Here is a 14,867-nt window from a genome sequence, read left to right as displayed (position 1 = left end):
CGCCCGGCACCTCGTGCCGGCGCCGGAAGGCCTCCCCCGCGGCCTGTCCTCCGTACCGCCCATCGCCGCAGCACCCCAGGGAAAGGCCACCACGCACGATGTTTGACGTCGAGTCGGACCCGACGCCCGTACCCGGAACGCCGCTGACAGGCGGGCAGACCGGCATCTGGCTGGCCCAGCAGATCGAGCCGGGTACCTCCGCCTACAACATCGTCTTCGCCCTGGACCTGCGCGGCGACATCGACCTGGACCGCCTCGGCACGGCCGTGCGGCGGACCGTCGCCGAAGCCGGCTGCCTCCATGTGCGCGTCGCGGCGGGGGAGGACGGCACACCCCGCCAGACGCCCGTCCCCGTCGCCTTCGACGTGCCGGTCGTCGACCTCCGCGGAGCCGCCGACCCGGAGGAGGCCGCCGCCGCGTGGATCACCGCCGACCGCGACCGGCCCGTCGACCTGGAGGCCGACGGGCCGCTCTTCGCCCAGGCCCTGCTCCGGCTCGCCGACGACCGCGTCTGGTGGCACCAGCGCTACCACCACATCCTCGTGGACGGCATGGGCGTCGCGATCGTCTCCCGACGCGCGGGCGAGCTCTACACCCTGGGCGAGGAGGCCCCCGCCGCCCCCGACTGGTCCCTGACCCGCCTGGTGGACGCCGACCGCGCCCACCGGACCTCCGGACGCTACGCGGTCGAGCGCGCCTGGTGGCGGGAGCGCATGGCCGGCCGCACCGAGCCCGCCCGCCTGGTCGAGCGGGCTCCCTCGCTCACCACCCGGCGGCTGCGGCGCACCGTGGAACTCTCCGCCGACCAGACCGCACGGCTCCACCGGACCGCGGCACACGCGGGCACCCGCGCCACCCGCGTCCTGCTCGCGGCCGTCGCCGCCTACCTCCACCGGACGACCGGGGAGCAGGACCTCGTCCTCGGCCTGCCCGTCGCCGCACGCCAGGACGAGGTCACGGCCACCGTCCCCGGCATGGTCTCCAACATCGTCCCGCTGCGCCTGACCGTCCGGCCCGCCACCACCGCGTCCGCCCTCGTGGCCCACGTCCGCGACGCCGTCGCCGAGACCGTCGCGCACGGCCGCTACCGCGCCGAGGACCTGGCGAAGGACCTCGGACTCGTCGACGGCGTCGCCGAGCTCGTCGGCCCCACCGTCAACATCCTGCCCCGCTCCGAGGACCTGCTCTTCGGCGGCCTCGCGGCCCGGCTCAGGCCGGAGTGGCTCGGCGCGGTCAGCGACCTCGCCTTCAGCTTCGGCGAGATCCCGGGCGGGAGCGGGACCTCCGTCCACCTGGACGCCGACGCCGCCGTCTGCGACGAGGAGACCCTGCGCGCGCACGAACGCCGCTTCCTCGCCCTGCTGCACGCCTTCACCGAGGACCCGGACCGCCCGGTCGGCCGGCTGGACCTGGTGTCGCAGGACGAGCGCGCGCTGCTGCTCGACACGTTCGGCGCGGCACCGGTCGAGACGGCCGAGCTGTCCTGGCCCGCCGCGTTCGAGGCGCAGGTGCGCCGCTCACCGGACGCCGTCGCCCTCGTCTGCGAGGAGCGGGAGCTGACGTACGCGGAACTCGACGCCGCCGCGAACCGGCTCGCCCGCCACCTCGTGGACCTCGGCACCCGGGCCGAGGACGTCGTCGCCGTCGCCCTGCCGCGCTCCCCGGAACTCGTCGTCGCCCTGCTCGCCGTGATGAAGGCCGGCGCCGCCTACCTGCCGCTGGACGCCGACCACCCCCGGGACCGCATCGCCTACATGCTGGCCGACGCCGGGGCCCGTACCGTCGTCACCGCGCGCGAGCTCGCCGCCGAACTCCCCGAACTGCCGGACGTCACCCACCTGCTGCTCGACGCCCCCGCCACCGTCGACGCCCTCGCGCGCCTCGACGCCACCCGCCCCGGCGTGCCGGTCGCCCTGGACCAGGCGGCGTACGTCATCTACACCTCCGGCTCCACCGGCCGCCCCAAGGGCGTCGTCGTCCCGCACGACGGCGTCGGCAGCCTCATCGCCACCGCCACCGAGCGCATCGGGATCACCGCCGGCAGCCGCGTCGTCCAGTTCGCCTCCGTCGGCTTCGACGTGACCGTCTGGGACCTCGTCATGTCCCTGTGCGTCGGCGGCCGGATCATCGTCGTCCCCGCCGAACGCCGGGTCGCCGGGCCCGCCCTCACCGAGTACATCGCGCGGCACCGGGCCACCCACATGATCCTGCCCCCCTCGCTGGTCTCCGCGCTGCCCCCGGAGTGCGAACTCCCCGACGGCGCCGTCCTGATCGTGGGGACCGAGGCCGTGCCCGGCGAGCTGATCGCCCGCTGGTCCGGCCGGGTCGAGGTGGTCGTCGCGTACGGACTCACCGAGGCGAGCGTCAACTCCACCCTCTGGCCCGCCGAGCCCGACCGGCCCGGAGCCGCCCCGATCGGCCGCCCCGACCCCAACACCCGCGCCTACGTCCTCGACACCGCCCTGCGGCCCGTCCCCGTCGGCACCGAGGGCGAGCTGTACGTCGCCGGGCGCGGCCTCGCCCGCGGCTACCTCGGCCGGCACGGACTCACGGCGGAACGATTCGTCGCCGACCCGTACGGCGCACCCGGCAGCCGCATGTACCGCACCGGCGACCGCGTGCGCTGGGGCGCCGACGGCAACCTGGAGTTCCTCGGCCGGGCCGACGGCCAGATCAAGATCCGCGGCCACCGGATCGAACCCGGCGAGGTCGAGAGCGCCTTCATGGCCTGCCCGGGCATCGCCCAGGCCGCCGTCCTCGCCCGCGAGGACCACCGGGGCGTCAAGCGCCTCGTCGCCTATCTGGTCGGCGACGAGGGGACGGACACCGAGACCGCCGTCTCCGCCGCCCGCGCCCGGATCGCCGACACCCTGCCCGACTCCATGACGCCGTCCGCGGTCGTCGTCCTCGACGGCCCGCTGCCGCTCACCCCCAACGGCAAGCTCGACCGCCGCGCCCTGCCCGAGCCCCGGTGGACCGCCGTGAGCGGCACGGACGGGCCGGTGGGGCCGGTCGAGACCGTGCTCGCCGACCTCTTCGCCGAGGTCCTCGGCCTGCCCTCGGTCGGCGTCCACGACAGCTTCTTCGAGCTCGGCGGCGACAGCATCGTCGCCATCCAGCTCGTGAACCGGGCCCGCGAGGCGGGACTCGCCCTCACCCCCCGGGCGGTCTTCCGGCACCGCACGGTCGCCGCCCTCGCACGCGTCGCCGACGAGGCCGCGCCGGCCCCCGCCGCCGTCGAGCTGGACGAGACGGCCCTGCCCGTCTCCCCGCTCCAGGAGGGCTTCTACTTCCACGCCGCCTTCGACGAGTCGGCCGCCGACCTCTACGTCGTGCAGGAACTCCTCGACCTCGCGGGCCCCGTCGACCCCGACCGGCTGCGCCGGGCCCTCCAGCTGATGCTCGACCGGCACCCGCTGCTCCGCGCCTCCTACCGCCAGCTGCCCGGCGGCCAGGTCGTCCAGCGGCTCGCCGACCACGTCACGCTGCCGTGGCGACAGGCCGACACCACCGCCACCCCCCTCGCCGACCTGCTCGCCGCCGACCGGGCCGACCCCTTCGACCTGGCCCGGCCGCCGCTGATGCGGGCGACCCTGATCCGCGACGGCGGGCACCACCGCCTCCTGCTCACGCTGCACCACATCGTCGCCGACGGCTGGTCCGTCGCCCTCCTCCTGCGCGAACTGGCCACCGCCTACGAGGGCGGCGCGCTCCCCGAGCCCGCCGACCCCCGCCCCTACCTCGCCTGGCTCGCCGCCCGCGACCGGGACGCCGCCCGCGACGCCTGGCGCGGCGCCCTGGCCGGCCTGGACGGGCCCACCCGCCTCGCCGCGCCCGCCGGCGCCACGGACCCCGACCGGCTCCCCGCCAGGCCCGAACACGTCGACACCCGGCTGCCCGAGGGCTTCACCGCCGAACTGAACGCCTTCGCCCGCGCCCGAGGCGTCACCCTCGGCACCGTCCTGAACGGCGCCTGGGCGCTGCTCCTCGGCGCCCTCACCGGCCGCCGGGACGTCGTCTTCGGCACCACCGTCTCCGGCCGGACGACCGAGGTCCCCGGCGTCGACGCGGCCGTCGGCCTGTTCATCAACACCGTCCCGGTCCGCGTGACCCTGCGCCCCGACGAGCCCCTGGGCACCCTCCTGGGCCGGGTGCAGGACGAGCACGCCGCCCTCCTCGACCACCACCACCTCGGCCTCGCCGACATCCAGCGGCTCGCCGGCGGCGGAGAACTCTTCGACACGCTCGTGGTCGTCGAGAACTTCCCGGCCGGCGATCCCGCGCCCGGGCGGGAACCGGGAGCGCTGCGCGTCACCGGCACCGAGGTCCTCGACGCCGTGCACTACCCGCTCGCCCTCGTCGTGGAACCGGGCGACGGGCTGCTCCTGCGGTTCAAGCACGACGCCGCCCGGCTCGACGGGCTCGCCGTGGCCGTCCTCGCCACCCGCTTCACCGCGCTGCTGCGCACCCTGGTGGCGGAGCCCGGACGCCCGGTCGCCCGGACGGACGTCCTCTCCGACCGCGAGCGCGGCCACCTCGCCGCGTCGAACGCCACCGCGCACCCCGTCCCCGACGCCACCCTCGTCTCCCTGATCGCCGAGCGGACCGCCCGCACCCCCGACCACCCGGCCGTCGTCTTCGACGACACCACCCTCACGTACGCCGAACTCGACCGGAGCGCCGAGGCGCTGGCCGGGCGGCTGCGCGCCCGCGGCGCCGGACCGGAGACGTACGTGGCCGTCGCCGTGCCGCGCTCGGCCGAGCTGATGGTCGCCCTCCTCGGCGTCCTCAAGGCGGGCGCCGCCTATCTGCCCGTCGACCTGGACTACCCGGCCGACCGCGTCGCCCTCATGCTCGCCGACTCCGGCGCGCGCACCGTGGTGACCACCGCCGGAGCGGCCGGCCGGCTGCCCCGCGCGGACGGACTCGACCTCCTCGTCCTCGACCCGTCCGACCCCGCCGACGAGGTCCGCCCCGAGGAGGCCCGCCCCGGCGGTGCGGCGCCCGGCGGTGCGGCGCCCGGCGGTGCGGCGTCCGACGGGTCCGGCGCGGTCGCAGGCCCCGACCACCCCGCGTACCTCATCTACACCTCCGGCTCCACCGGCCGCCCCAAGGGTGTCGCCGTCACCCACCGCGCCATCGTCAACCGGCTCGCCTGGATGCAGGACGCCTACGGACTCACCGCCGACGACCGGGTGCTCCAGAAGACCCCGTCCAGCTTCGACGTGTCGGTCTGGGAGTTCTTCTGGGCCCTGACCGCCGGCGCCACCGTCGTCCTCGCCCGCCCCGACGGCCACCGCGACCCCGCCTACCTCGCCGAGCTGATCCACGCGCGACGGATCACGACGCTGCACTTCGTCCCCTCCATGCTGGCCGCCTTCACCCAGGTCATGGAGAGCGGCGCGGACCGGCCCGACTGGGCGGGGAGCCTGCGGCGGGTCTTCTGCAGCGGCGAGGCGCTCACCGGCGCCCAGGCCGGCCGCTGGCGGGCGCTCACCTCGGACTCCGCCCGGGGACCCGTGCCGCTGCACAACCTCTACGGCCCCACCGAGGCCGCCGTGGACGTCACCTCCTTCCCGTACGAGGGCGGCACCGAGCTCGCCGTCCCCATCGGACGGCCCGTCTGGAACACCCGCCTGCACGTCCTCGACCCCTTCCTGCGCCCGGTGCCCGACGGCGTCCCCGGCGAGCTGTACCTCGCCGGCGTCCAGCTGGCCCGCGGCTACCACGGCCGGGCCGCGCTCACCGCCGAGCGGTTCGTCGCCGACCCGTCCGGCGCGCCCGGCACCCGCATGTACCGCACCGGCGACCTGGTGCGCCGCCGCGCCGACGGGGCCGTCGAGTACCTCGGCCGCACCGACCGCCAGGTCAAGATCCGCGGCAACCGCGTCGAACCCGGCGAGATCGAGGCCGCGCTGGCCGGCCTGCCGGGCGTCGCCCGCGCCGCCGTCATCGTCCGCGACGACACCCTCCTCGGCTACGCCGTCCCCGCCCCCGGCGCCGCCCCGGACGGACCGGCCCTGCTCGCCGGCCTCGCCGAGGCACTGCCCGCCGCCCTGGTGCCCGGCGCCGTGACGGTCCTGGACGAACTGCCGCTCACCCCCAGCGGAAAGCTCGACCAGAACGCTCTGCCGTCGCCCGAGCTCGCCCCCAGGGCCGGCGGCCGCGCGCCCCGCGACGAGCGGGAGAGCGCGCTCTGCCGGATCTTCACCGAGGTCCTCGGCATCGGGTCCATCGGCGCCGACGACGACTTCTTCATGCTCGGCGGCGACAGCCTCACCTCCATCGCCGTCGCCACCCGGGCCCGTGAAAGGGGACTCACCATCAGCCCGCGCGATGTCTTCGAGCACCGCACGCCCGCCGCGCTCGCCGCGACGGCCGCGCACGTGCCGGACGAGCCCGCCCCCGTACCGGCCGCCGAGGCGTCGGCCGCCGTACCGGCCGCCGACGTGACCGTCTCCGCCGCCGACGCCGGCCAGGCGGCCGCCGCCCTCCAGGCGATGCTCGCGGCCCAGACCCTGTCCGGCGCGGCGGTCGACCCGGCCCTCAAGGCGCTCCTCGAACAGCTGACCGCGGCCTCCCCGGCCGAGCCCCCGGCCCCCGCCCCGCTGGGCGGCCTCGTCCTCACTCCGGAGGAGACCGCCCGCGTCGAGGCCGCCGCCGGACTCCCCGTCGCCGACGTGTGGCCGCTCTCCCCGCTCCAGGAGGGCATGTACTTCCACGCCACCTACGACTCCGGCGACGCCCTCGACGTCTACCTCTCCCAGGAGACCCTCGACCTCGACCACGAGCTGGACGCCGACCGGCTGCGCGCCGCCTGCCGCGCCCTGCTCGCCCGCAACACCAGCCTGCGCGCCGGCTTCACCAGCGACGGCCTGCCCCGCCCCGCGCAGTTCATCGCCGACGGCGCCGAGATCCCGCTCACCGTCACCGACCTGACCGGACTCACCCCCGAGCGGCGCGCCGACCGGGTGGCCGAGCTCCTCGCCGCCGACCGCCGGCAGCGCTTCGACCTGTCCGCGCCGCCGCTCTGCCGCCTCCAGCTGATCCGCCTGGGCGACGGCCGCGACCGGCTCGTCGTCACCCACCACCTCATCCTCTGGGACGGCTGGTCCGCCTGGCTGTTCCTGGAGGAGCTGTTCACCCTGTACGAGCGCGCCGGCGACACCGCCGGACTGCCCGCCCCGGGCTCGTACCGCGACTACCTGGCCTGGCTCGACCGGCAGGACACCACCCGCGCCCTGGCCGCCTGGCGCGACAACCTCGCCGGCTTCGACGAGCCGACGCTCGTCGCCCCCACCGGCCGCGACGCCGGACCGGTCATCCCGGCCGACCACCACGCCGTCCTGTCCCGGGACTCCAGCGACCGGCTCCGCGCCCTCGCCCGCCGCCACGGCCTCACCCTCAACACGGTGCTCAACACCGCCTGGGCCCTCGTCCTCTCCGCGCTGACCGGACGCGGCGACGTCGCCTTCGGCACCGCGGTCGCCGGACGCCCCGCGGACGTGCCGAACGCGGCCGGGATCATCGGCATGTTCCTCAACACCGTCCCCGCCCGGATCGCCTTCGCCCCGGACGAGCCCCTGCTCGACCTGCTGCGCCGCGCCCAGACCGAGCGCGCCGCCGTCATGCCGTACGAGTACGTCGGCCTCGGCACGCTCCAGCAGGAGACCGGCCACCGCCGCCTCTTCGACACCCTCTTCGTGCTCCGCTCCGCCGACGGCGAGGACCGGGCCGCCGAGCTGCGGCGCCGCCACGGCATCACCGGGGTGTCGAACGTGGACGGCACCCACTTCCCCCTCACCCTGATCGTCACCCCCGAGACCCGGCTGCGGGTCACCCTCGCCGCACGACCCGACCTCTTCGACGCGGAGGCGTCCGCAGGCGTCCTGAGCCGGTTCACGACCGTCCTGGAGCGCCTCGCCACCCTCCTCGACGCCCCCGACGCCGCCACGGCCCGGACCGTCGGCGTGGACCTGCTGCTCCCCTCGGAGCGCGCCGCCCTGACCGCCGGACACTCCGGCAGCCGCGGCCCCGTGCCGAACGAGACCATCGCCGACATGCTGACCGCCCAGGTCGCCCGTACCCCGGACGAGGTCGCCCTGGTCTTCGGCGCACAGGCCCTCACGTACGCCGAGCTGGACGCGCGCGTCAACCGGATCGCCCGGCTGCTGCTCGCCCGCGGCGCGGGGCCGGAGAAGGCCGTGGCGCTCGCGCTGCCCCGCTCCCTCGACATGGTCGCGGCCCTCTTCGCGGTCCTGCGCACCGGCGCCGCCTACCTGCCGCTCGACCTGGACCACCCGGCCGACCGGCTGCGCATGATGGTCGAGGACACCCGGCCCCTCTGCCTCGTCTCCACCGCGTCCGTCGCCCCCACCCTGCGCGGACCCGAAGGCCCCGCCGCTCCCGAACTCCTCCTGGACGACGAGGCCGTGGTCGCCGAGCTGGCCGCCCTGCCCGGCGACGAGGTCACCGACGCCGAACGGCCCGCCTTCGCGCACGACCTCGAAGGCCGCCTGGAACACCCCGCGTACGTCATCTACACCTCGGGCTCCACCGGCCGTCCCAAGGGCGTCGTCACCCCCTACCGGGGCCTGACGAACATGCAGCTCAACCACCAGAAGGAGATCTTCGACCCGGCGATCGCCTCGGCCGGCGGCCGGCGCCTGCGCATCGCGCACACCGTCTCCTTCGCCTTCGACATGTCCTGGGAGGAGCTGCTCTGGCTCGTCGAGGGCCACGAGGTGCACGTCTGCGACGAAGACCTCCGCCGGGACGCCGAGGCCCTGGTCGCGTACTGCGACGCCCACCGCGTCGACGTCGTCAACGTGACCCCCACCTACGCCCAGCTCCTCATCGAGGAGGGCCTGCTCGACCAGGACGAGGCGAAGGGCACCCACCGGCCCGCCCTGGTCCTGCTCGGCGGCGAGGCCGTCCCCGACACCGTCTGGGACCGGCTGCGCCGCACCGAGGGCACCTACGGCTACAACCTGTACGGGCCGACCGAGTACACCATCAACACGCTCGGCGGCTCGACCGCGGACAGCGCCACCTCCACGGTCGGCGTGCCGATCCGCAACACCCGCGGCCACGTGCTGGACGCCATGCTCCGGCCCGTCCCGCCGGGCACCCCCGGCGAGCTGTACATCGCGGGAACCGGCCTCGCCCGCGGCTACCACGACCGGCCCGGCCTGACCGCCGAGCGGTTCGTCGCCGACCCCTTCGGCGAGCCCGGCGAGCGCATGTACCGCACCGGCGACCTCGTGCGGCAGCGCCCCGACGGGCTGCTCGACTTCCTCGGCCGCACCGACGACCAGGTCAAGATCCGCGGCTACCGCGTCGAACTCGGCGAGATCGCGGGCGCGCTCTCCGCCCACCCGGAGGTCGCGCACGCCGCCGTCGTCGTCGACGAGTCCACCGGCGTCAAGCGCCTCGCGGGCTACGTGGTCCCCGAGTCCGGCACCGGCCCCGAAAGCGACCCCGGAACCGCGTCCGGCACCGGCGCCGGAACCGACTCCGCGACCGCGTCCGACACCGGCCCCGGCACCGTCTCCCGGACCGAGTCCGGAAGCGGCTCCGCGACCGGCACCGGCGGGGACCTGCTCCAGCGGCTCCGCGACCACCTCAAGGCCGCCCTGCCGGACTACATGGTCCCGTCCGCCCTCGTCACCGTCACCACCCTGCCCCTCACCGTCAACGGCAAGCTCGACGTCCGGGCCCTGCCCGCCCCCGACTTCGCCGGCAGCGCCGTCAGCCGCCCGCCGCGCACCCCGCGCGAGGAGACGCTCTGCGGCCTCTTCGCCGAGATCCTGGGCCTGCCCGAGGGCAGCGTCGGCATCGACAGCGACTTCTTCGAACTCGGCGGCCACTCCCTCCTCGCCACCCGGCTCGTCAGCCGCGCCCGGACCGCGCTCGACGCGGAACTCGCCATCCGCGACCTGTTCGAGGCGCCCACCGTCGCCGAACTCGTCGACCGCGCCGACCGCTCCGACGCGGCGGTCCGCCCCGCCCTCACGGCCGGCGAGCGCCCCGACGAACTCCCGCTGTCCCACGCCCAGCAGCGCCTCTGGATGATCCAGCAGATCGAGTGCACCTCCGCCGCCTACAACTTCCCGCTGGTCATGCGGGCCCGCGGCACCCTCGACCTCGACGCCTGGCAGGCCGCCCTCACCGACGTCACGGCCCGCCACGAACCGCTGCGCACCCTCTTCCGCACCACCCCCGACGGCCGCGCCGTGCAGCGGGTGCTCCCCGCCGACGAGGCCCGCCCCGCGGTCGACACGGTCCGCGCCACGGAGGACGAGCTGCCCGGCCTGCTCGCCGCCGCCGTCGGCCGCCCCTTCGACCTCGCCGCCGAACTCCCGCTGCGGGCCACCGTCGTGGAACTCGCGCCCGAGGACCACGTCCTCGTCGTGCTGCTGCACCACATCACCACCGACGAGTGGTCGGACCGCCCCTTCCTGCGCGACCTCGCCACCGCCTACGCGGCACGCGCCCGGGGCGTCGCCCCCGTGTGGGAGCCGCTGCCCGTGCAGTACGCCGACTACGCGCTCTGGCAGCAGCGGCTCCTCGGCGACCCGGAGGCCGCCGACAGCCTCGCCGCCCGCCAGCTCGACCACTGGCGGACGGCGCTGGCCGGCGCCCCCGAGGAGCTGGAGCTGCCCACCGACCGGCCCCGGCCCGCCCGCCCGGCGTTCACCGGCGCCCAGCTGGACCTCGCCTTCGACGCCGGGACCCACGACGGCCTGCGGCGCCTCGCCCGGGAGACCGGCGCCAGCATGTTCATGGTGGTGCACGCCGCCGTCGCCGCCCTGCTGCACCGCATGGGCGCCGGCACCGACATCCCGCTCGGCTCGCCCATCGCCGGGCGGACCGACGCGGCCCTCGACGACCTCGTCGGCTTCTTCGTCAACACCCTGGTGCTGCGCACCGACCTCAGCGGCGACCCCGGCTTCACCGAACTGCTGGCCCGGGTCCGCGCCACCGACCTCGCCGCCTTCTCCCACGCGGACGTGCCCTTCGAGTCCGTCGTCGAGGCCCTCAACCCCACCCGCTCCCTCGCCCGCAACCCGCTCTTCCAGGTCATGGTCGGCTACCACGCCCGCACCGGCGAAGAGCTCGCCCTGCCCGGCCTCGCCGTGGAGTACGTGCCCTTCCGGACCGGCTCGGCCAAGTTCGACCTGGTGTTCAGCTTCACCGAGCACACTCCGGCCGACGGTTCCGCCGGCTCCCTGACCTGCCGCCTGGAGTACGCCACCGAGCTCTTCGACCGGGAGACCGCCGAGGAGCTCGGAGCCCGGCTCCGCCGGCTCGTCGCCGCCGTCGTCGCCGCGCCCGAACAGCCCCTGTCGGCGGCGCGGATCCTCACCGGCGACGAACGGCGGCTCGTCCTGGAGGGCTTCAACGGCGCACCGCGCGAGGTCGACGAGGAGTCGTTCCCCGGCCTGTTCGCCCGCCGCCTCGCCGAACGCCCCGACGCCGTCGCCGTCGTCGACCGCGCCCGCTCCGTCACCTACGCCCAGCTCGACGCCCGCTCAGACCGCCTCGCCCGGCTGCTCGCCGCCCGGGGCGTCGGCGCCGAGAGCGTCGTCGGCGTGGCCGTGCCCCGGTCCGTGGACATGGTCGCCACCGTGCTGGCCGCGCTCAAGCTGGGCGCCGCCTTCCTGCCCCTCGACCTCGCCCACCCCGCCGACCGCCTCGCCTACATGATCGAGGACTCGCGGGCCGCCCTCGTGGTCGCCACCGAGCCCGTGGCGGGGAAGATCCCCGAGGCACCGGGCGTCCCGCTCGTCCTCCTCGACGCACCCGGCACCGCCGCCGAGCTCGACGCGCTCCCCGACCGGCCCCTGGAGCACGGCCGGGTCGCCCTCGACCAGGCCGCGTACGTGATCTACACCTCCGGCTCCACCGGCCGCCCCAAGGGCGTGGTCGTGCCCCACGAGGGCATCTCCAGCCTGGTCGCCACCGCCGTCGACCGCATGGGGCTGCGCCCCGACAGCCGCGTGCTCCAGTTCGCCTCCATCGGCTTCGACGTCTTCGCGTTCGAACTGGCGATGGCGCTCTGCCACGGCGGCCGGCTCGTCCTGATCACCGACGAGGCACGGGTCGCCGGCCCCGCGCTCACCGACTTCCTCGCGGACCACCGGATCACCCACATGATCCTGCCGCCGTCGCTCGTCTCGGCCCTGCCGCCCGGCTGCGCCCTCCCCGAGGGCTCCACCGTCCTCGTCGGCACCGAGACCGTCCCGCCGGACCTCTTCGAGCGGTTCGGCGCCACCGCCGACCTGATCTGCGCCTACGGCCTCACCGAGGCGACCGTCAACTCCACGCTGTGGCCCGCCCGCGAGCACGGCGGCACCCCCGCTGGACGGGTCCCGATCGGCCGCCCCGACCCCAACACCCGCGCCTACGTCCTCGACGGGAACCTGCGCCCCGTGCCCCCCGGCGTGGTGGGCGAGCTGTACGTCGCCGGACGCGGCCTCGCCCGCGGCTACCTCGGCAGGCCGGGGCTGACCTCCGAGCGGTTCGTCGCCGACCCGTACGGAGCACCCGGCAGCCGCATGTACCGCACCGGCGACCGGGCCCGCTGGCGCCGCGACGGCAACCTCGACTTCCTCGGCCGGGTCGACACCCAGGTCAAGATCCGGGGCTTCCGCATCGAGCTCGGCGAGATCGAGGCCGCCCTCGCCGGACACCCCGCGGTCGCCCAGGCCGCCGTCCTGCCGGACCGCGACGGCGACATCGTCCGCCTCATCGGCTACGCCGTCCCGGACGCGGAGTCCCTGGACCCGCAGGAGCTGCGCGCCCACGTCGCCGCGCTGCTGCCCGAGTACATGGTCCCCGCGCTCGTCGTGCCGCTCGACGGCCCGCTGCCGCTCACCCCCAACGGCAAGCTGGACCGCAAGGCCCTGCCCGCGCCCGACTGGTCGGCCATGACCGGCGACGTCCGCCCGGCCACCGAGTCCCAGGCCCGCCTCGCCGGACTGTTCCGCGAGATCCTCCGGCTCGACTCCGTCGGCGTGCACGACGACTTCTTCGCACTCGGCGGCCACTCCATGGCCGCGATGCGGCTCCTCGGCCGCATCCGCACCGAGTTCGGCGTCGAGCTCGGCATCCGGGACGTCTTCGACGCGCTGACCGTCGCCCGCCTCGCGGCCAAGCTCGACGGCGCGGCGGCCGCCCGCCCGCCGCTGCGCCCCGCCGCGCACGGCGACGAGCCGCTGCCGCTCGCCCCCGGCCAGCGCTCCCGGTGGCAGGCGTACCGGAGCCGGCCCGGCTTCGACCACGCCCTCGTCCTGCGCGCCCCGGACGGCTTCGACGAAGCGGCGCTCGCCGCCGCCCTCGACGACGTCACCGGCCGCCACGCGCCGCTGCGCACCGCCTTCGAGGAGCGCGACGGCACCGTCCGCCAGCGCCCCGTCCCGGCCCCGGTCCTCACCACCGAGGACTGCGCCGACCCGGAGGCCCGCCTGCGCGAGCTGGCCGCCGAGGCGCCCGACCTGACGCGGGAGGCGCCGCTGCGCGCCCGCCTGCTGACCGGACCCGACGGCGGCCAGGCGCTGCTGCTCGCCCTGCACTACCTCGCCGTCGACGAATGGTCCGTCGTCCCGCTCCTGCGCGACCTCACCACGGCCTGCGCGGCACGCGCCCGGGGCCTCGCCCCGGCCTGGGCGCCGCTGCCCGTCTCGTACGCGGACTACACCCGCTGGGCCCACGAGATCCTGGGCGACCCCGCGGACCCCGACAGCCGCGGCGGGCGCCAGCTCGCCCACTGGCGGGAGACGCTCAGGGACGTCCCCGCCCGGCTGACCCTCCCGGCCGGAGGCGCCGGCACGGCCGCCGCGGACCCGGCGCTCCGGCCCGCGGAGCACGTCGGGTTCGTGCTCGACGCGGAACTGCACGCGGCCGTGGACGACCTGGCCCGGGCCACCGGCACCAGCATGTTCATGGTGCTCCACTCGGCCCTCGCCGCCCTGCTCACCGCGCACGGCGCGGGCACCGACCTGCCCATCGGCACGATGGTCGCCGGCCGGTCCGACGACCAGCTCGCCGACCTCGTCGGCAGCTTCCTGAACACGGTCGTGCTGCGCACCGACACCGCGGGCGACCCGACCTTCACCGAGCTGCTGACCCGGGTCCGCGAGACCACCCTCGGCGCTCTCGACCGGCAGGACGTCCCCTACGACGAGGTCGCCCGCGCCACGGGACTGCCCGTCGAGGGACCGCAGGTCATGGTCGTCCACCACGAACAGGCCGACCTGGCCCCGCTGGAGGGCGGCGTGGGGACGCTGGACGTGGTGCCGACCGGCTGGTCCCGCGCCGAGCTCACCCTCGGCTTCCACGAACCGCGCGGCGAAGGCCCCGTGCACTGCGCCCTGATCCACGCCACCGACCTGCTCGGCCCCGCCGAGGCCCGGCGACTCGCCGACGAACTCCTGCGGCTGCTGCGCACCGCGGCAGCCCGTCCGGAACAGCCGCTGTCCGCGCTGTTCACCGCACCGTCCCCGAGGAGTGACCACGCATGACCACCAACCCGTTCGAGGATCCGCAGGGCACCTTCCTGGTCCTGGTGAACGACGAGAACCAGCACTCGGTCTGGCCGTCCTTCGCCGAGGTCCCGGCCGGCTGGCGCACGGTCGCGGGACCGGACTCCCGCGAGGCCTGCCTCGGGTACGTGGAGGAGCACTGGACCGACCTGCGCCCCGCGAGCCTGGCCGCCGGCCAGGACTGACCGCCCGGCGCGCGCACCGACGGCCGCGGGCCCCGGGGGGGGGCCACCCCGGGGCGCGGCCCGGGGGGGGGGGGGGGGGGCGCGCCCGCCGGGCGGGGGGCCCACCCCCCCCCCCCCCGCGCCGCCCCCCCCCCCC

General features: G+C 76.1%; 2 protein-coding genes. Both read left to right on the top strand.

From position 1 onward, the window contains the following. The first annotated feature begins 98 nt into the window (after nucleotides 1–98). Nucleotides 99–14,525, top strand: coding sequence for an amino acid adenylation domain-containing protein (locus tag ACF1BN_RS00010; RefSeq protein ID WP_392329276.1), 14,427 nt, complete (start codon nucleotides 99–101; stop codon nucleotides 14,523–14,525). Next, nucleotides 14,522–14,731: an MbtH family protein gene (locus ACF1BN_RS00005; RefSeq protein WP_392329275.1), complete on the top strand. Its 210-nt coding sequence runs from the start codon at nucleotides 14,522–14,524 to the stop codon at nucleotides 14,729–14,731. Before ACF1BN_RS00010 ends, ACF1BN_RS00005 begins: the two co-directional genes overlap by 4 nt. The last annotated feature ends 136 nt before the right edge of the window (nucleotides 14,732–14,867 follow it).

The organism is Streptomyces sp. NPDC014861 (assembly GCF_043081625.1).
GTDB lineage: Bacteria > Actinomycetota > Actinomycetes > Streptomycetales > Streptomycetaceae > Streptomyces.
The sequence above is the reverse complement of the archived record's forward strand: the minus strand, read 5'-3'. Positions and strand labels throughout refer to the sequence as shown.

What these genes read in the sequence shown, in the direction of transcription:
- ACF1BN_RS00005 (WP_392329275.1), top strand. Translation starts at nt 14,522, where the DNA reads ATGACCACCAACCCGTTCGAGGATCCGCAGGGCACCTTCCTGGTCCTG.
- ACF1BN_RS00010 (WP_392329276.1), top strand. Translation starts at nt 99, where the DNA reads ATGTTTGACGTCGAGTCGGACCCGACGCCCGTACCCGGAACGCCGCTG.